This window comes from Aequorivita vladivostokensis (assembly GCF_000952855.1).
Taxonomy (GTDB): Bacteria; Bacteroidota; Bacteroidia; order Flavobacteriales; family Flavobacteriaceae; genus Aequorivita; species Aequorivita vladivostokensis.
The window spans coordinates 495,710-514,580 of record NZ_JSVU01000001.1 but is presented as its reverse complement, the minus strand read 5'-3'; the positions used below and the strand labels follow the sequence as shown (position 1 = coordinate 514,580).

The following is an 18,871-nucleotide window of genomic DNA, read 5'->3' as shown; positions in this document are numbered from 1 at the left end:
ACCGCATAAAAAATTGAAAACAATATTCTTAAATGAAGATTTCATATTTATTGAATAAATTTATATTCGGAACCAAGCAAATTTTTATATATGAAATCACTTTTTGAAGAAGCCGCATTTTCCGAAATTAATGACAGGATAGATAACCTTTCCGCAAACTCGGAGAAACTTTGGGGCAAGATGAGCGTGGGCCAAATGTTAAGTCATTGTCAGGAACCGCTAAAGGTTGCCTTGGGAAAAGGGAAGATAAAAAAGCAGTTTTTTCCGCTTGCCTTTTTATTCAAGAAATCATTATATAATGACAAACCCTGGAAGCGAAACCTGCCGACGGCAAGCTCATTTAGAGTTTTGGAAGACAAGGATTTTGCAACGGAAAAAGTAGTGCTCAAAAAATTGATTGCTGAATTTCATACCAAGAAAAACCAAACGCTATGGGAGCCCCACCCTATTTTCGGGAAATTTTCTGCCGAGCAGTGGGGCAAGATGCAATACAAGCATTTGGACCACCATTTACAGCAATTTGGCGTATAGAATCAAGCCCAACAATAGGCTCTTTATTGTTCCTTTAGCCAATTTATTGCCTCCTGTCTTTCGGAAAGCTCAAAACCTTTGACTTTCATCCCTGGGATAATAGCGCCAAAGGCTTCCATAGATTTTTCGAGCCATTCCTTATCGGTCACGATGGCAACGGCTTTAATGTCCTTCCAGTAATGTAGGTCTGTTTTCAAATCTTCCCACATGGCCTTGACGGTATAATTTAACTCGTCAATTTCGGCAAAAAGCTTTATTTCGCCGTGCTCCATTTTGTGTTTTTCCATTAATGGATTCAGTTGGTCGTAATCCGTTTCAGTGGTTTTTCCGGAGATTATGATTCCAAGAATATCTGCCGGAAGGCCGTTCACGATGGTAAACATAATGTATATTTTAAGTTTAACTTTTCTTGAGATTTGAAGTTAAAAATTATTGAGGGCTATCGATATTAAAGATGTATTAATTAACACATTTTTAATGTGGGAAAATTTGCTGGAGATTCTTCGTAAACGGTATAGGAAGAGAGAGAGAAAGTTTTTTTGGACGAGCTTAGAAATTAACCACGAATTGACGAATGGGATTCTCTACGTGCATCCCTAAAAGCTCCTCCCGATAGCTATGGGGATTGAAAATGAAAAGGAAGAAAAAAGTTTTGAGCAAGCTCAAAACTTTTTTCTTCCTTTCATTTATTCGTGACCGCGGAGGGATTCAAACCCCCAACCCTCAGAGCCGAAATCTGATGCGCTATTCAGTTGCGCCACGCGGCCGTGTTCAATGTTCAAAAATATTTAGTTTCGAATCAAATTAACCTAATAACCCAATAACTTATTAACCAATAACTGGAAATTAGGAAAGTTTCTTCTTCACTGCGGTGGAAATGGTTTTGCCGTCGGCTTTTCCCGCTACTTTTGCGGTGGCCAATCCCATTACCTTTCCCATATCGGCCATAGAGGAAGCTCCCGTTTCAGCAATGATTTCATCCACAATCTTGCCCACCTCATCCTCGCTTAACTGTTTTGGCAAAAACTGCTCTATTATCTTTGCCTGGGCCAATTCCGGTTCGGCAAGATCCTCGCGCCCCTGTTCCTTATAAATAGCGGCACTGTCCTTACGTTGCTTTACCTGCTTTTGCAACAATTTTATCTCTTCCTCCTCGGTCAAATCTGCCTTTGAACCCGTTTCGGTCTGTGCCAGAAGCAGGGCAGATTTCACGGAACGCAATGCCTCCAAAGACTGGGTATCCTTCGATTTCATCGCGGTTTTCATTGCATCCATTATCTTTTCCTGTAAGCTCATTCCTTTGTTTTTAATAGCGTACGAAGATACTTAATTCAGCCGAAATGCGAAAAACTATTGCAAGTTTTATAAGATGAAAAAACACATAAAAAAAGCCCAAACTCAATTAAGAAATTCGGGCTTCTGCTTTAAGTGAAAAAAATATCACTTAGTCAACATTGTCGTGCAAAAACGAATTGTTCTTGCGCAATTCAATCTCATCATCTTCAGTATTTACCGAGGTTCTGGAGATGTTGGGTTCGTTTTTTGTTTCGTTAAGATCAATTCCCATACGCTTGTAGGCAGGTTGTTTTTCAATCTCATCGATTCGCGAAGGACTGTTTTTAAATTTATAATTGAACTCCTTCATTTTCCGTTTACGCTCCTCGGTACGCTCGCTCAATATTTTGGAGATGGGCAAATTCATAGGATCCTCCTCTATTTGGGTTTCTACCTCCTTCGCATTGGGCTCTGCAACTGTTCTTTTTTCAAAAACAATTTCTTCGTCTTCTATTTCCTCCGCAACCAACTTTGAGGGTTTGGCGCTATTCAGCCGATTCTCAACTTCTTGATAATCGTCCAGACTGTAGCGTTTTATTCCTTCACCCGAAACTTCTGTAATGGGAATAACTTCTATATGATCCTGTACCTCGATCTCGCCCAGATCAAAGAAAACCGTTTCATCCTTGTCGTTCTTTTCGGGTTTTTTGGGGGCCGAATTGATAGGGAGATCAAACATCAATATTTGGTCATCGTTCTCTTCGGAAGTTGGGTTGGCGATATTCGAATCTTTTTCGGCTTCCTTTTTGGGCGCCTCAACAATTACGAATTCGTTCACGTTCATTTTATTTACCTCGACTTGGTTGAATTCCTCTATATTTCCAACTTTGACTTCTTCATAGGAAACGTTTAGGTTTTTCAATAATTCCGAAGTTTTGATATAGCCGTCAAAAGGAAGTTTTTCTTCTATTTCGGCATCGTCAAAAAGTGTATGCTTTACAACCGGAGCCTGCGCTTTCGGTTGCTGGTCCAAGGGCTTTTCCGGCAATTTTACCGCACTTGCAGTAGCCTTTGGGGTTAAGTCGTGCTCGGCCTTTTGTTCGTCTTCCAGGGTGTGGATTATCTTTTTGGTTTCGGTATTTACTATTTCATTTTGTTGCTCCACATTAAAACCTGTGGCAATCACGGTAATAGCGATGGAACCTTCAAGGCTTTCTTCTTCGCCCACACCCATAATGATGTTGGCGCTATGCCCGGCTTCGTTCTGAATATGGTCACTTATTTCACCGATTTCATCAATGGTAATTTCATCTGTTCCAGAAACGATAAGCAGCAATACGTTTTTGGCACCTTTTATTTTATTGTCGTTTAGCAAAGGTGAATCCAATGCCTTGCCGATGGCTTCCTTGGCCCTGTTGGCGCCAGAAGCGGTAGCGCTTCCCATAATGGCAGTCCCGCTATTGGCAAGTACGGTCTTTGCATCGCGAAGGTCAATGTTTTGGGTGTAGTGGTGCGTGATTACTTCGGCAATACCACGAGCAGCGGTGGCCAAAACCTCATCGGCTTTTGAGAAGCCTGCCTTAAAACCGAGGTTTCCATAGACTTCGCGCAATTTATTGTTGTTTATAACCACTAACGAATCCACATTTTGGCGCAGTTTTTCAACACCAATCTGTGCTTGGTCGTTTCTGGTTTTTCCTTCAAATTGGAATGGAATGGTTACAATGCCAACCGTTAAAATATCCATGTCCTTGGCCATTTTGGCAATAATTGGCGCAGCACCGGTACCTGTGCCACCGCCCATTCCGGCCGTGATAAAGATCATTTTTGTATTGGTGGTAAGCATATTGCGGATTTCTTCCATACTTTCCACGGCAGACTGCTCCCCTACTTTAGGGTTGGCACCAGCTCCCAGGCCTTCGGTGAGGGAAACCCCCAATTGGATTTTGATTGGCACCGGACTGTTCTCCAAAGCCTGTGCATCTGTGTTGCATATTACAAAGTCAACTCCCTTTATGCCCTGGCTGAACATATGGTTAATGGCGTTACTTCCTCCGCCACCCACGCCAATAACCTTAATCACATTGGATTGGTTCTTTGGCAGATCGAAGGAAATGTTGTCAAATTCTGTTTTGCTGCTCATGTCTTTTATTTTTTATTACAATTTTTTATTGCCTATTTTTACTTTCTACCGCTACTGAACATTTTATTCGGCATTGTCCAAAAATTCCTTGAACTTTTCTGCCCATTTATCAAAAAACCGCTTGGAGGTTTTTTGTTCTTTTTCTTTATTCTTTTCTTTCTTTTTTTCTTCTTCTTCAACTTCGGTCTCTTCAGCCTTTTCCACTGTTTCTTCGGTAGCGATTTCATGTGAAAAACGCTTCATCAACGACGATTTCTCCTTACTTTCCAAACTGTTAAGCACCAAGCCCACTGCGGTCGCATACATTGGGCTAGTAGTTTCGGCATCGCTGTCACCAGCCAAGTGCTCGTTGGGATAACCTATGCGGGTGTCCATCCCCGTGATGTATTCCACCAATTGCTTTATATGCTGCAGCTGTGCGCCGCCACCCGTAAGTACGATTCCCGCGATAAGTTTCTTTTTTTGGTCCTCGTGCCCGTAGTTTTTTATTTCCATATATACCTGCTCGATAATTTCGATAACGCGGGCGTGGATTATTTTTGAAAGGTTTTTTAAGCTGATTTCCTTGGGCTCTCTCCCTCTCAGGCCAGGAATTGAGACTATTTCGTTGTCTTTGTTTTCCCCGGGCCAAGCGGAGCCAAATTTTATTTTCAGAAGTTCGGCCTGTTTTTCAATAATGGAACAGCCTTCCTTTATGTCTTCGGTAATTACATTTCCGCCAAAAGGAATTACGGCCGTATGGCGAATAATGCCATCCTTAAAAATCGCCAAATCTGTAGTGCCGCCACCTATATCAATTAAGGCTACACCTGCTTCTTTTTCCTCTTGGCTCAGTACCGCTTTAGCCGAAGCCAAAGGCTCCAAAGTGATTGCGGAAAGCTCCAGCCCAGCGCTTTTAATACATCTGCCCACATTTCTAATGGAGGAAACCTGCCCTACCACCACGTGAAAGTTGGCTTCCAATCGTGCGCCGTACATGCCGATAGGTTCTTTTATTTCGGCCTGCCCATCAACCTTAAAATCCTGCGGAAGTACGTGCAAGATTTCTTCCCCCGGAAGCATAACCAGTTTGTGTACTTGGTTGCAAAGACGGTCTATATCTTCTTCTTTTATTACATCCTCGCCATTGGGACGGGTAATGTAGTCGCTATGCTGAAGGCTTCTTATATGCTGGCCGGCAATGCCCACCACAACTTCCTTAATCTTCATTCCGGAAGAAGTCTCGGCATCCTGCACCGCCTGCTGAATGGACTGAATGGTCTGCGTAATATTGTTTACCACGCCGCGGTGCACCCCGAGGCTTTTGGCTTTGCCAATCCCCAATACCTCCATTTTGCCATAATCGTTCTTTCTCCCAATCATGGCAACTATCTTGGTAGTTCCAATATCCAATCCTACAGCAATGTTCTCGTTTTCCATGACCTTACTTTTTTGTGGCTATTACCTGACTTTCAAATTTCAGATTTACCATATTGTACCCATACAGCGTACTGTCCTGTTTAGTTTTTTTGTAAAATGCTTTAAAGTTTTGAAACTTTTTCTCAATGTTATCCGGCTTCCCAAAAAGCACTTTAAAATTCATTTTTCGCAGCTCCAATTCTATCTCGCCGTTCATTTTTCTGTTTAACCCCACCACGCTTTGTTTCATAAATTCGTCGTCATTGATTTTTAGCAGCAATTGGGTAACTTCATTAAAATTATTCTTTGAAGTTCCCGTAATTATTGGCACTCTTGCCGAGTACACATCAGAGAGTGGCATCTTTTTTCCATCGGCATCCAGATAATAATCAGGCGAAGCGGATACTCTGCCTATTGGTTTGCGCTGCTCAATTTTTGCCCCCAACGTACCGTTCACCGATACATACACCTGAGCATCACGAACCATAGGGTTTTCCTGCAGCCGCTGCTCCATCTTCTTCAAAACTAAAGTTTCTTTGCCTATGCTCGTAACCTTGTCTTGATTTTGTATCAACAATTTATTAACTGTGTTGTAGGTGATAAAAGGACTGTTTTCATCCACAAATTCTACGTCCACCTTCTTGATTTTACGGGCGTCATTTCGCTTTTTTGTAAAGCTGAAAAGAAACGCCATAATACCCAGCAAAATGATAAATTTGATGATTTCAATACTACGTTTCATTTTTCAATTTTTTGGTTAACTTATTCACTTCAGCGCCTATATCTCCTGCCCCTACGAGCAATTTTATTCTGCATTTTGACTTCAGCAGAACTTCGGGCAGGGCAGATTTAAAAACCAACCGCTTGTTTTTTGCAATCACTTGGTCCAACAGCCATTTGGAAGTAATTCCTTCAATGGGCTCTTCCCTTGCGGGATAAATATCCAGTAGCACTACCTCGTCAAATTGTGACAGACTTTTGGCGAAACCTTCTGCAAAATCGCGCGTTCTGCTGAAAAGATGTGGCTGAAATACAATCTGCTTGTGATCGTTGGGGTACATTTCGTCCACGGCCTGAAATAGCGCATCAATTTCTGTGGGATGGTGCGCATAATCGTCTATCAAAACCAATTCATCGGTTTTTATTTTATAGGAAAAGCGGCGCTTCACCCCTTTAAATGATGCCAATGCTTTGGGCAGACGATCGGTTGGGGAGCCTGCTAAAATCGCCATACCCAAAGCCATGATGGCATTTGTAAGATTGTGGTGCCCGGGAAGATGGAAGGTCAAATTTTCCAAAGTTCCGTTTGGGGTTTTTAAATCGAAAAGATAGGCACCATCCTTTATTTTTACATTTTGTGCCGAATAATCGGCGGCTTCTTCAACGCCAACGGTCATCCCGTCCAGTGGAAGGTTCTTTTTTATAAAAATATTTTCTTCTTTTTTAACCAATCGCGCGAAAGCCCTAAAGGCATTCTCTATTTCTGAAGCATCGCCGTATATGTCCAAATGGTCCGCATCCATTGAGGTTACGCAGGCAATATCCGGACGCAGCTGAAGAAAGGAACGGTCAAATTCGTCTGCCTCAACAACGGTTATTTCGCTTCCTTTATAAATGAAATTTGAATTGTAGTTTTCCGCAATCCCGCCCAAAAATGCGGTTACGGGCATATCGCATTCCGCCAATAAATGCCCCAATATTGCCGAAGTTGTGGTCTTACCATGCGTTCCGGCAACGGCGAGACAAAGTGTATTTTTAGAAACCTCGCCCAAAAGCTGGGCACGTTTTAAGATTTGAAATTCTTCGGAAAAGAAATAATTTAAAATCTTGTTGCCCTTTGGAATGGCGGGCGTGTAAACCACCAAAACATTCTCTTTTGAAAGAACTTCTTTTTGAATTTCAGAAATTTCATCAATAAAAGTAACCGGGATGCCTTCCGAAATCAATTCCTCCGTTAAATCGGTTGAAGTTCTGTCGTACCCAAAAACAGCCTTCCCCTGCATTTTGAAATAGCGCGCAAGCGCACTCATCCCAATGCCGCCGATGCCGACGAAGTAGAAGGTTTGTATGTTTTTTAGGTCATTCAAAATTCAATGTTTCAGGTTTAATTTAGTCGATGGGTTGATGAGTTTAGAAGTTTAGCCACTAAACTCATCGACTTCTCAACTCATCGACTTTTTTCTAATAATTTCTCAATCTCTTCAACTATATCTTTTGTGGCGTTTGGTTTTGCCAGTTTTTTTATGTTTTCAGAAAGTGTTTTCTGCTTTTCTTCGGAAGCGAGCAATGATGAAAACTCGTTTTCGAAATTGGCATCCAATTCACTTTCCTTAATCAATAACGCGGCATTTTTTTCTGAAATTGCCAGTGCGTTTTTGGTTTGGTGGTCTTCGGCAACGTTTGGTGATGGAATGAAAATCACGGGCTTTCCTACCAAACACAGTTCCGAAACCGAAAGAGCACCGGCGCGCGAAATGATGAAATCTGCCGCCGCATATGCTAAATCCATTCGGTTTAAAAAGGGATGGATTTGGACCATTTGGGAACCTTTGTTTTTATAGGTTTCTTCGTAAAATTTACCGCATTGCCAGATTACGTGCAAATTGCTTTTTTCAAAAAACGGCAATGATTTTTCAATCAACTGGTTGATACGGCGCGCGCCAAGACTTCCGCCCAAAACCAACAATGTTTTCCTTTCTTTTTTCAAGTTGAAGAAAGCTACCGCTTCTTCCCTTTTTAAAGAAATATCCAGCAAATCCTGTCGTACGGGATTGCCGGTAAGTTTTATTTTTTCGGAAGGAAAGAATTTTTCCATTCCTTCATACGCCACACAAATTTTTCGGACTTTACCGCTCAACCATTTGTTGGTGATGCCCGCGTGGCTGTTCTGCTCTTGAATTAAGCAAGGAATCCCTTTTAAAGCCGCCATTCGCAACAAGGGAGCACTGGCATAACCGCCCGTACCGATTGCAACATCGGGTTTGAAGTTTTTAAGAATTTTAAGCGATTTTCCAAGACTGGAAACAAGTTTTAATGGAAAGGCCAGATTCTGCAATGATAAACTCCGTTGCAACCCAGAAATCCACAGGCCTTTTATTTTATAGCCTGCCTGTGGCACCTTTTCCATTTCCATTCTATCTTTTGCGCCAACGAACAAAAATTCAGCATCGGGAAAACGGGTTTTTAACTCGTTCGCAATGGCAACCGCCGGGTAAATATGACCTCCGGTGCCGCCGCCTGATATGATGAATTTTGGTTTCACTGTTTCTTTTCTCTTTGTTCTTTGTTCTCGGGAGACGCACGGCCGCGCGTCTCTACTGTTATATCGTTTCGCTTAATATATCTAATGGATTTTCTTCTTTTTCTTCTTTTGCAACCACCTCCCGTTTTGCGCTCACGCTTAAAATCATTCCAAGCGCTAAACACGTCATCCAAATTGACGTTCCCCCACTGCTTATCAATGGTAAATTTTGTCCGGTTACCGGAAACAGTTCCACAGCCACCGCCATATTTATCATCGCCCTAAAAACAATGGGCAGGCCTACGCCAATAACCAACAACTTTCCAAAAACGGAGGTTGATTTATGCGCGACCACCACAATCCTAAAAAGCAGAAACAAATACAAAACCATCAAAAACATGCCGCCCAAAAGGCCAAATTCCTCAACAATAATTGCATAAATAAAATCGGAGGAGGACTGTGGCAAAAAGTTCTTTTGAACACTTTTGCCTGGTCCCAAACCTGCCACACCGCCTGAAGCAATTGCTATTTTTGCTTTTTCGATTTGGTAATCGGCTTCGGTATCTTTATCATCACTGAAATTTTCAACACGACTTATCCAAGTATCCACACGATTTGGGAAAACGCCCGGAAATGCTTTTGCGGTAAGCACGAAGAGCGTGAGGAAAATCAATCCGGCTCCTAGGATTATCCCTAAGTACTTCAATGGATACCCGCCTACGAAAACGAGCATTACAATCATTGAAAAAAAGATTGCAGTGGTAGAAAAGTTAGCAGGAAGTATTAATGCGAGCACTATAAATACAGGTACCCAGAGCGGTAAAATGGTTTCCTTGAAGGTAACGGTTTTGTCTTTTATGCGCGAAAGATAACGCGCCACATAAGTCATCAAAACCACGCCAGCCAGTGTTGAAGTCTGAAATGTTATACCCACAAACGGCAAGCGTATCCACCTACTTGCGTTTGCGCCGTCAATCGTGGTGCCTTCCGCCATTGTGATAATCAACAGCAGGATAATAACGGGCATGGCGATAACGGAAAGCCCCCGGAAATAGTGATAAGGTATTTTATGAACGCCATACAAAATTCCAAAGCCCAATACAAGGTGTGAAAAATGACGGAGCAAATAAGGCAGCGTGCTTCCATCTCCGTACAAATACGCCAGATTACTACTGGAGCTATATACCGGCAAAAAGGAAAATAGTGCCAAAAGACCTACAATTCCCCAGATTGCTTTATCACCCTGTATGTAATGGAAAATGTTTTTCACTTGAAATGTTTCTGGTTTCTAAAATTTCGTATTTCCGTTTTCGTATTTCGTTTTTTACAAATTTCTAACTGCATCTTTAAATTGTTTTCCGCGGTCTTCATAGTTTTCAAAAAGATCAAAACTTGCACAGGCCGGGGAAAGCAAAACCGTGTTATTTCTTTCAGCCAATTTGTAAGCAACCTGCACCGCCATCGCCATTGAATCGGTTTCAATTATTGTATCCACAACATTTCCGAAGGCATTGATTATTTTTTCGTTATCAACTCCCAAACAGATAATCGCCTTCACCTTTTCGTTTACCAACGGCAATAGTTCGCTGTAATCGTTGCCTTTGTCCACCCCGCCAACAATCCACACGGTTGGGTTTTCCATACTGTCCAGCGCAAAAAATGTAGCATTTACATTGGTGGCTTTGGAATCGTTGATGTACATTACATTGTTGATTTTTAAAACTTTTTCCAATCTGTGTTCCACGCCTTGAAATCCTTCCAGACTTTCACGGATTGTCTGTTTTCTGATTCTCAATAATGTGGCTACCGTTGATGCAGCCATTGCGTTCTTTACATTGTGTTCCCCTTGTATTCCGATTGTTGCGATTGGCATAGTAAATTCTGTGTTATTTATTTTTATTATTATTTCGTTGTTTCTTTTAAAAGCTCCCTGGTTCAGTTCTTTTTTTACCGAAAAAGGCAGCGGTTGTGATTTTATGGAATTTTGCGAAAGCCACTTTATTATTTCCACATCGTCTGCGTCATAAATGAAGTAATCCTGTGAGGTTTGGTTCATCGTTATCCGAAATTTTGAAGCGATATAATTTTCATATTTATAATCATATCGGTCCAAATGGTCCGGACTCAAGTTGGTCAAAACTGCGATGTGCGGTGCAAAGGTTTCAATGCCGTCAAGCTGAAAACTGCTGAGTTCGAGTACGAAGTTTTCGTACTTCTCTTCGGAAACCTGCTCTGCGAAACTCTTCCCGATGTTTCCGCCCAACGCCACATTAAGTCCGCCGTCTTTCAGCAATTTATAGGTCAAACTTGCGGTGGTTGTTTTTCCGTTGCTTCCTGTTATTCCTACAATTTTTGCCTTTGTATATTTTGAAGCAAATTCAATTTCAGAAATAACCTTCACTCCCTTTTCGCGCAACTTTTTAACGATTGGTGCGTTATCGGGAATTCCCGGACTTTTCATCACTATGTCTGCCGAAAAGATTTTGGCTTCGGAATGGCCTTCCTCTTCCCATTCAATTCCATTATTTATAAGAACTTGTTTGTACTTTTCCTTTATTTTTCCGAAGTCTGAAACAAATACTTCAAACCCCTTTTTCAATCCTAAAATGGCTGTGCCTACTCCACTTTCACCTCCTCCGAGAATTACGATTTTCTGCTTCATAGTTCAGTCAAATTATTATTCCCTCGCAAAGCCGCAAAGGCGCAAAGTGTTTTCATATTATTCTAAACTTCTAAACTCATCGACTCATCGACTTTTTATCTAATTTTCAACGTAACAATCGTAATGATTGCCAAAAAAATTCCCACAATCCAAAACCGCGTAACAATTTTACTTTCGTGGAAACCCTTTATTTGATAGTGGTGATGTAAGGGCGACATTCTAAAAATGCGCCTGCCTTCACCAAATTTCTTCTTTGTGTATTTAAACCAGCTTACCTGTAAAACCACGGAAAGGTTTTCGACCAAAAAGATTCCGCAGAGAATGGGAATCAATAATTCCTTTCGAACGGCGATTGCAATTACGGCGATGATTCCACCAATGGTCAAACTGCCCGTATCGCCCATAAATACTTGGGCGGGATAGGTGTTGTACCATAAAAACCCGATAAGCGCCCCTACGAACGCGGTAATGAAAATCGTCATCTCTCCGGTGTTTGGGATGTACATAATGTTGAGATAGTCCGCAAAGATTACGTTGCCCGACACCCACGCAAAAAGCGCAAGCGTAAGCCCAATTATGGCCGAAGTACCCGCGGCGAGGCCGTCAATTCCATCGGTGAGATTGGCTCCGTTTGAAACCGCCGTGATTATAAAAATCACGATGGGAATGAAAATGAGCCAGACATAGCTCTTATAATTTTCGCCCGCCCAGCTTATAAGTTCAGCATAGTTGAATTCGTTTTCCTTCACAAAGGGAATGGTGGTAAGCATTGCCTTATCCTTCACATAAAAAGTATTGGTGGATTCCTTGGCAATGACTTCCGTTATTTGTGTTTCAGTTTCAGGATTTTCAATGGTTCGCTGCACAATGATGTCTGGGTGCAAATACATAGTTACGCCCACAAAAAGGCCCAAACCTATTTGGCCTATTACCTTAAATTTTCCCGGTAATCCCTGCTTATCATTTTTAAATTTTTTAATGTAATCGTCAATAAAACCGATGGTTCCCATCCAAACGGTTGTAACAATCAAAAGGATTACGTAAATGTTTTCGAGTTTCGCAAAGAGTAAAACAGGAACCAATGTGGCGAGAATGATAATGATTCCGCCCATAGTCGGCGTTCCCGCTTTTTCGTTTTGACCTTCCAAACCCAAATCGCGGATAGATTCGCCTACTTGCTTTTTCTGCAGATAATTGATTATTTTTTTACCGTAAACCGTAGCGATAAAAAGCGAAAGGATAACCGCCAAAATCGCCCGGAACGTAATAAAATTGAACAGCCCCGCACCCGGCACGTCGTATGTTTTATCCAAATATTCAAAAAGATAGTAAAGCATTGGCTATTTGTTTAGGGCGGTTAAAAGTTGGTTTACTATTTTAAAATCATCAAAATCGAAGCGCTCTCCGTTTATTTCCTGATAGGTTTCGTGGCCTTTTCCGGCAATCAAAATGATATCGTTTTCCTGCGCCATTTGGCAAGCCGCTTTTATGGCTTCCTTTCTATTTGTTATTGAAATCGTCTTTTTATAATGCTCGGCAGGCACGCCTTTTTCAATCTGTTCGATAATTTTTTCGGGATTTTCGGTGCGCGGATTGTCGCTGGTAAAAACCACTTTGGTGCTCAACGAAGCGGCAATGTTTCCCATAACCGGGCGCTTCTGGGCATCGCGGTCACCGCCACAGCCTACCACGGTTATAACTTCTTCGTTGCCCGTGCGGATTTCATTTATGGTTTCCAAAACATTTTTCAGGGCATCGGGCGTATGTGCATAATCCACAATGGCAGTGATTTTCTTTTCTGAAATTAAATATTGAAACCTGCCGCCCACACTGTCCAACGTGCTCATTATTTGAAGAATTTCAAGTTCCCTCAATCCCAAAAGATGTGCGGTACCGAAAATTGCCAGTAGATTATAAGCGTTAAATCCGCCAATCAATTTCACCCACAATTCCTGATTGTTTATTTTCAGAAGTTGCCCTGTGAACTGGCTTTCCAGAATTTGGGCTTTATAGTCGGCGTAGGTTTTTAGGGCGTAGGTATATTTTCTCGCTTTCGTATTCTGAAGCATTACCAAGCCGTTTTTGTCATCCACATTTACCAGTGCGAAAGCAGATTTCGGCAAAGCATCAAAAAAGGACTTTTTCACATCGCGGTATTCCGCAAAATCTTTGTGATAATCCAAATGGTCGTGCGAAAGATTGGTGAAAACGCCTCCGGTGAAATGAAGCGCCTCAGTTCGTTTTTGATGGATTCCGTGCGAACTCACTTCCATAAAGCAATATTCCACGCCAGCGTCCAACATTTCGCGCAAATATTTGTTGATGGTCAACGAATCCGGCGTAGTGTGCGTGGCTTTAAATTCGGTATCGCCAACCATTATTTTTACGGTGGAAAGCAAGCCAGCTTCCAAGCCCGCTTTTTTAAAAAGTTGATATAAAAGAGAAGAAACCGTTGTTTTCCCGTTGGTTCCGGTTATACCGACAAGCTTTAATTCTTCGGAAGGATTGCCGTAGTAATTGGCAGCCATTATCGCCAATGCCTTATGCGAATCCGCAACCTGCACATAGGTAATTCCGTTGATGATGTTTTCTGGCAAGGTTTCGCAAATAATAGCCAAGGCACCTTGGTCGGCAGCTTTTTTTATGAATTGATGCCCATCTGAAACCGTTCCCTTTATCGCAATAAAAACGTCGTTTAAAGAAACATTTCGGGAATCAAATTCCAGATTGTTTATAGCCACGGAAGTACTGCCAACGACGCTTTCGATGGTAACTTTGTACAATATGTCCTTTAACAATATCACGATAAATTCAAGGTTATGGTTTGTCCCTTTTTTAAAGTTTCGCCAGACTTTATGGATTGGCTGGCAACGGTGCCGTTGCCCACAACTTGTACCCGTAGCCCAAGATTTTCAAGTAAGGAAACGGCGTCCATTCCTGCCATTCCGGTTACATTCGGGATTGTTTTGGCGGGTTGTTGCAACTTGGCATAATATCTTTCAAAATCTTTCTCAATGGTTGGGTCGGGCTGTTCTATGCCCTCAACCTTGTCGATATTTCGGGATTCAGTAAAAATTTTCTGGGCAATTCTTTTAAAAACAGGTCCCGAAACATCGGCGCCGTAAAACCCTTTTTTCGTACTCGGTTTGTGAATAATCACGATACAGGAATACTTTGGGTTTTCCGCAGGAAAAAAGCCTGCAAAAGAAGAAATGTAACGGCGGTTGCTTTTCCAATCCGGCATCCAATATTCGGTTTGGGCAGTTCCGGTTTTACCGGCCATTGAAAAATCTGGAGAATAAAGCGATTTACCCGTACCACGTATTACAGTGTTCTTCATAATTTCCTTGATTTTGGCCAAGGTTTCATCAGAACAAATTTTAGGGTTTATTACTTTGGTGTCGTAGGTAGTTACTTTTTCATTCCAAGCGCGGACTTCCTTTATAAAACGAGGTTTTACCATTACGCCGTTATTGGCAATGGCATTGTAAAAATTTAAAGTTTGAAGTGGAGTGAGACGTAGGTTATACCCATAGGCCATAGAAGGAAGTGCATTCTTGCTCCACTTTTTATCGCCAGGCTGTGGAATCATTGGTACGCCTTCACCCTTAATGGCAACGCCTGTTTTTTCGGTAAGATGCCAGCTTTTTAAACGGTTGATGAATTTGTTGGGATTTTTGGAATAGTTATCATTTATAATTGTAGCCAACCCAATGTTTGAGGAAACTTCCAAAGCTTTTGCAGCCGAAATTTTTCCGTAGCCGCCTCGGTGCGAATCGTAAATTTTTCTTCCGTAGAAAACCTTTACGCCGTTGCCTGTATCAACCACGGTACTGGTGTCTATTACCTTATCTTCCAAAGCGGCCATCATTGCCATTACCTTAAAGGTAGAGCCCGGCTCGTGCGATTCGCCGATGGCGTAGTTCAATTTTTCATAATAGGTTCCGTTGGAGGTGCGGCCCAAATTTGAGACGGCTTTTATTTCGCCCGTTGCTACTTCCATCACAATTACGGTTCCGTGCTCGGCTTCGTAATATTCCAATTGTTTTAGCAAGGCGTGGTGAGCGATGTCTTGAATATTCACATTTATGGTTGAAACGATATCATAGCCATCCTGCGGTTCAATCTCATTGTCGTCGGAAATTGGCTTCCACTGGCCCTTGGCTATTTTTTGCTTTAGCCTATGGCCTTCCTTGCCCGTGAGCAAATCGTTGAATGCTCCCTCCAAACCAACGGCGTAGTATCCCGGACGGTCATAAGCCTCATCGCCCACGGTGCGTTGCGCTATCTTACCAATGGGATGCTCGCGGACGGTGCGCTGTTCCACAATAATTCCACCTTTGTAGGGACCTTTGCGGAAAAGCGGCAGGTTTTTCACCTTTATATAATCTGAATAGCCCAGATTTTTTACGATAAGCAAATACCTGTTTTTATCGGCACGCGCTTTTCTGAACATATTTTGATAATGCGAAACGGGCTTCCCAAACATTTTGCTCAACCCTTCGGATAGCGGCTTTAAATTTTCCTTGAAATCTTCCGAAGAAACCGTTACGGCGTCAAAGCGGATGTCATATTTTGGAACCGAAGTAGCCAAAAGACTGCCATCATCGGCATATACATTACCGCGATTCGCAGGAATCACAAAGTTTTTCGTGGTATTCTCCTTTGCCAATTCGCGATATTTTTCACCATCCACAAACTGAATGTTCATCAACTTCACACTAATGGCAAGCGCAAAAAGAAACATGCATCCGGCAACGACGTATAGACGGTTTAATATGTTTTTTTCTTCAAAAGCCATGATCAGGTATCGGTTGTCAGTTATTGATTAATGGTTACACTTTTAGCATTAGCTATTTTTTATTTTCTGGTTCAATTATTCGAATTCTTTTCGGAGGCGTTGTGGATGGTTGCAACCCATGACTTTCCATTGCGGCAATAATTTTACTCTCCATCCGTGCCTGCATCAACAACATTCGCACGTCAACATATTCACTTTTCAGTTCTTTCACCTGTGCGTTCAATTTTGAAATTTTATGGACTTTTTTGTCTGCGCTGTGCGAACTGCCAATCATAATCAAAGCCAATACGGAGAGGAAAATGATAAAGCGCCAGTTTTTCAGCGCATCGTCGCTCACCAAAAATTTTCCTTTTATTATGTTGTAAAAACCTTCTTTCAAAATTTGTTAATTCGTTAATTCGGGATTCGTTGATTCGTTAATTCGGGATTCGTTGATTCGTTAATTTGGCGCGCGATGAATCGGGCGCCTACGTTATATTTTTTCCGCTATGCGAAGCTTGGCACTTCGGGCACGGTTGTTTTGTTTTATTTCTTCATCGGAAGGGATTATAAATTTCCCCACCGCCTTGAATGGCACTTCAAAATGCCCAAAAGCATCCTTCTCCGGTTCCCCTTCAAACAATCCGTTGCGGATATATCTTTTCACCAACCTATCTTCCAAAGAATGATAGCTTATTAAACTAAGGCGCCCACCCGGTTTTAAAACTTCGTTCGTTTGAAGCAAAAAATCTTTCAACGCCTCCAGTTCCTGATTTACCTCGATGCGAATGGCCTGATAAATCTGGGCCAAAATCTTGTTTTCTTTATGCGCTGGCAGAAACCTGCTGAGCACTTTCTTTAATTGTTCGCTCGTTTTTATCTTTTCGGTCTGGCGCGCTTCCACAATTACGCGGGCCATTCCTGCGGCGCTTCGCAATTCACCGTAATTTGAAAGCACATTTCGCAATTGGGCCTCTTCATATTTGTTGACCACCGTATATGCCGAAAAATTTGTATCGCGATTCATACGCATATCCAAATCGGCTTCAAAACGGGTAGAAAAACCTCTCTCGGCCACATCAAACTGATGCGAGGAAACCCCGAAGTCGCCCAAAATTCCGTCCACAGTCCTAAAACCGTGGAATCTCAAAAATTGCTTCAGAAACCGAAAATTTTGGTTTATAAGCAAAAAACGCGTATCGTCGATAGCGTTTTGCAAAGCGTCCTTGTCTTGGTCGAAGGCGATGAGTTTTCCAGTGGGACCCAACCGCTTCAGGATTTCGCGGGAGTGACCGCCACCGCCGAAAGTGACATCAACATAAATCCCATCTGGCTTTATGTTAAGCCCATCAACAGTTTCTTTCAGCAAAACCGGATTATGATATTCCATCACCATCATTGCTTTTGTTTCCCATTACTTCTTCGGCCAAATCGGCAAAATCGCTTGCGGCATCGTCAATAGCCTGTTCGTATTTATCCTTATCCCAAACCTCCACAATGTTTATCGCGGAAGAGAACACAATTTCCTTGTTGATGCCGGCAAAAGAGAGCAAGTCCTTTGGAATGAGCAATCGGCCCGTAGCATCAAGCTCTACAGTCTTTACGCCCGCCGTAAACCTTCTTATGAAATCGTTATTTTTTCTGTTGAATCGGTTCAGCTCGCCCATTTTTAGCATGAGGGCGTCCCATTCCTTCATCGGGTAAATTTCCAGGCAGGGCTGGAAGACGGCGCGCTTGATGACGAAGCCCTCGGGAGCCACGGTCGCCAACTGCTTTTTCAGCGGCGCAGGTACCATGACCCGTCCCTTTACGTCTGCTTTACATTCGTATGTGCCTATTAGATTGAGCATTGTGGAAATTCCCGATTTGTAATTTATAGTTTCAAATATATATAACTTTTCCCACTTTTTACCACATTCTACCACTTTGTTGATAAGTTTTACCACATTGTAGATAACCTAAAATGGAACTGGCAATGAACAAAGCCTAACATTAAATAGACCGTATGAAATATTTTTGTTTACTTTTGTCTTTCTAAATTGCACCAACCACAGCATGTCGGAAAACTTAAAGAAAGAAGGAAAATTTTCATATTTAGAAATAGGTGAAGGCACACCAATAATCATTCTTCACGGACTAATGGGCGGGTTAAGCAATTTTGACGGAGTTGCAGATTTCTTTCCGCCAAAGGGATATAAAATCCTTATACCCGAATTGCCCATTTACAAAATGACCCTCTTGCGTACCAACGTGAAAAATTTCGCGAAATACGTGGGGCAGTTTATCGACCATTTGGGTTATGAGGAAGTGATTCTTTTGGGAAATTCGCTGGGTGGGCACATTGGCCTACTCTGCACAAAAATGTATCCCGAAAAAGTAAAAGCTTTGGTAATCACCGGAAGTTCTGGTCTTTACGAGAGCGCCATGGGCGAAAGCTACCCAAAACGCGGCGATTATGATTACATAAAGAAAAAAGCCGAAAACGTTTTTTACGACCCTGCTGTGGCTACCAAAGAAATTGTGGACGACGTTTATGAAACCGTAAACGACCGAAACAAATTAATACGGACACTGGCCATTGCAAAAAGTGCCATCAGGCACAATATGGCAAAGGATTTGCCCAAAATGTACACCCCAACCTGTATTATCTGGGGGAAAAATGACAACGTAACCCCTCCGGAAGTAGCCATTGAGTTTGATGAACTACTACCAGATTCTGAATTATTCTGGATTGATAAATGTGGCCACGCCGCAATGATGGAGCATCCCGATGAGTTTAATGAACTTCTTTACTCTTGGTTACAGAAACGAGGGTTTTAGTAGTTTCAAGTTTCAGGTTTC

Annotated in this window: 17 protein-coding genes and 1 tRNA gene; 2 read left to right on the top strand and 16 right to left on the bottom strand. The window is 42.1% G+C overall.

Translation table 11 applies throughout. From position 1 onward, the window contains the following. Nucleotides 1-90: 90 nt before the first annotated feature. Nucleotides 91-531 carry a DUF1569 domain-containing protein gene (locus MB09_RS02315; RefSeq protein WP_045079223.1) on the top strand — a complete coding sequence of 147 codons (441 nt, stop codon included), beginning with the start codon at nucleotides 91-93 and terminating at the stop codon, nucleotides 529-531. A gap of 23 nt (nucleotides 532-554) precedes the next feature. Here the strand turns inward: MB09_RS02315 and MB09_RS02310 are convergent, their stop codons facing one another. From MB09_RS02310 to mraZ, 16 genes are all read right to left on the bottom strand, one after another. Continuing rightward, a complete protein-coding gene (locus MB09_RS02310) occupies nucleotides 555-914 on the bottom strand; it encodes a SpoIIAA family protein (protein ID WP_045079222.1) in 360 nt (119 codons plus the stop codon). A gap of 310 nt (nucleotides 915-1,224) precedes the next feature. Continuing rightward, nucleotides 1,225-1,298, bottom strand: a tRNA-Arg gene (locus tag MB09_RS02305). A 79-nt stretch (nucleotides 1,299-1,377) separates the two neighbouring features. After that, complete coding sequence (locus tag MB09_RS02300) at nucleotides 1,378-1,827, bottom strand: GatB/YqeY domain-containing protein (protein WP_045079221.1); 450 nt, start codon at nucleotides 1,825-1,827, stop codon at nucleotides 1,378-1,380. Between the two features lie 148 nt (nucleotides 1,828-1,975). Next, entirely contained in the window at nucleotides 1,976-3,949 is a 1,974-nt protein-coding gene (gene ftsZ / locus MB09_RS02295; RefSeq protein WP_045079220.1) for a cell division protein FtsZ, read from the bottom strand. A gap of 63 nt (nucleotides 3,950-4,012) precedes the next feature. Further along, a complete protein-coding gene (gene ftsA, locus MB09_RS02290; protein WP_045079219.1) occupies nucleotides 4,013-5,368 on the bottom strand; it encodes a cell division protein FtsA in 1,356 nt (451 codons plus the stop codon). 4 nt (nucleotides 5,369-5,372) lie between these two features. Next, nucleotides 5,373-6,089 (bottom strand): cell division protein FtsQ/DivIB, encoded by a 717-nt coding sequence (locus MB09_RS02285; protein ID WP_045079218.1) that lies wholly within the window; start codon nucleotides 6,087-6,089, stop codon nucleotides 5,373-5,375. Then, a complete protein-coding gene (gene murC, locus MB09_RS02280) occupies nucleotides 6,079-7,434 on the bottom strand; it encodes a UDP-N-acetylmuramate--L-alanine ligase (RefSeq protein WP_045079217.1) in 1,356 nt (451 codons plus the stop codon). The genes MB09_RS02285 and murC overlap by 11 nt, the downstream gene beginning before the upstream one ends. A gap of 80 nt (nucleotides 7,435-7,514) precedes the next feature. Beyond that, nucleotides 7,515-8,609, bottom strand: coding sequence for an undecaprenyldiphospho-muramoylpentapeptide beta-N-acetylglucosaminyltransferase (murG, locus tag MB09_RS02275; protein ID WP_045079216.1), 1,095 nt, complete (start codon nucleotides 8,607-8,609; stop codon nucleotides 7,515-7,517). Between the two features lie 58 nt (nucleotides 8,610-8,667). Further along, on the bottom strand, nucleotides 8,668-9,858 hold the full coding sequence (locus MB09_RS02270; RefSeq protein WP_045079215.1) for an FtsW/RodA/SpoVE family cell cycle protein: 1,191 nt from the start codon (nucleotides 9,856-9,858) through the stop codon (nucleotides 8,668-8,670). A gap of 54 nt (nucleotides 9,859-9,912) precedes the next feature. Beyond that, nucleotides 9,913-11,250, bottom strand: a complete 1,338-nt coding sequence (gene murD, locus MB09_RS02265) for a UDP-N-acetylmuramoyl-L-alanine--D-glutamate ligase (RefSeq protein ID WP_045079214.1) — start codon at nucleotides 11,248-11,250, stop codon at nucleotides 9,913-9,915. 95 nt (nucleotides 11,251-11,345) lie between these two features. Continuing rightward, nucleotides 11,346-12,587: a phospho-N-acetylmuramoyl-pentapeptide-transferase gene (gene mraY, locus MB09_RS02260; RefSeq protein ID WP_045079213.1), complete on the bottom strand. Its 1,242-nt coding sequence runs from the start codon at nucleotides 12,585-12,587 to the stop codon at nucleotides 11,346-11,348. A gap of 3 nt (nucleotides 12,588-12,590) precedes the next feature. Then, the gene (locus MB09_RS02255; protein ID WP_045079212.1) at nucleotides 12,591-14,054 is read right to left on the bottom strand and encodes a UDP-N-acetylmuramoyl-L-alanyl-D-glutamate--2,6-diaminopimelate ligase; all 1,464 of its coding nucleotides are present in this window, start codon (nucleotides 14,052-14,054) and stop codon (nucleotides 12,591-12,593) included. Continuing rightward, nucleotides 14,051-16,051, bottom strand: a complete 2,001-nt coding sequence (locus tag MB09_RS02250; RefSeq protein ID WP_045079211.1) for a penicillin-binding protein — start codon at nucleotides 16,049-16,051, stop codon at nucleotides 14,051-14,053. The genes MB09_RS02255 and MB09_RS02250 overlap by 4 nt, the downstream gene beginning before the upstream one ends. Before the next feature lie 52 nt (nucleotides 16,052-16,103). Continuing rightward, nucleotides 16,104-16,430, bottom strand: a complete 327-nt coding sequence (locus MB09_RS02245) for an FtsL-like putative cell division protein (protein ID WP_045079210.1) — start codon at nucleotides 16,428-16,430, stop codon at nucleotides 16,104-16,106. 93 nt (nucleotides 16,431-16,523) lie between these two features. Then, a complete protein-coding gene (gene rsmH, locus MB09_RS02240) occupies nucleotides 16,524-17,420 on the bottom strand; it encodes a 16S rRNA (cytosine(1402)-N(4))-methyltransferase RsmH (protein ID WP_045079355.1) in 897 nt (298 codons plus the stop codon). Beyond that, entirely contained in the window at nucleotides 17,407-17,880 is a 474-nt protein-coding gene (mraZ, locus tag MB09_RS02235; RefSeq protein WP_045079354.1) for a division/cell wall cluster transcriptional repressor MraZ, read from the bottom strand. Before mraZ ends, rsmH begins: the two co-directional genes overlap by 14 nt. 205 nt (nucleotides 17,881-18,085) lie before the next feature. On the opposite strand from mraZ, the gene MB09_RS02230 reads away from it, so the two are divergent. Further along, nucleotides 18,086-18,850 (top strand): alpha/beta fold hydrolase, encoded by a 765-nt coding sequence (locus MB09_RS02230; RefSeq protein ID WP_045079209.1) that lies wholly within the window; start codon nucleotides 18,086-18,088, stop codon nucleotides 18,848-18,850. Nucleotides 18,851-18,871 lie beyond the last annotated feature (21 nt).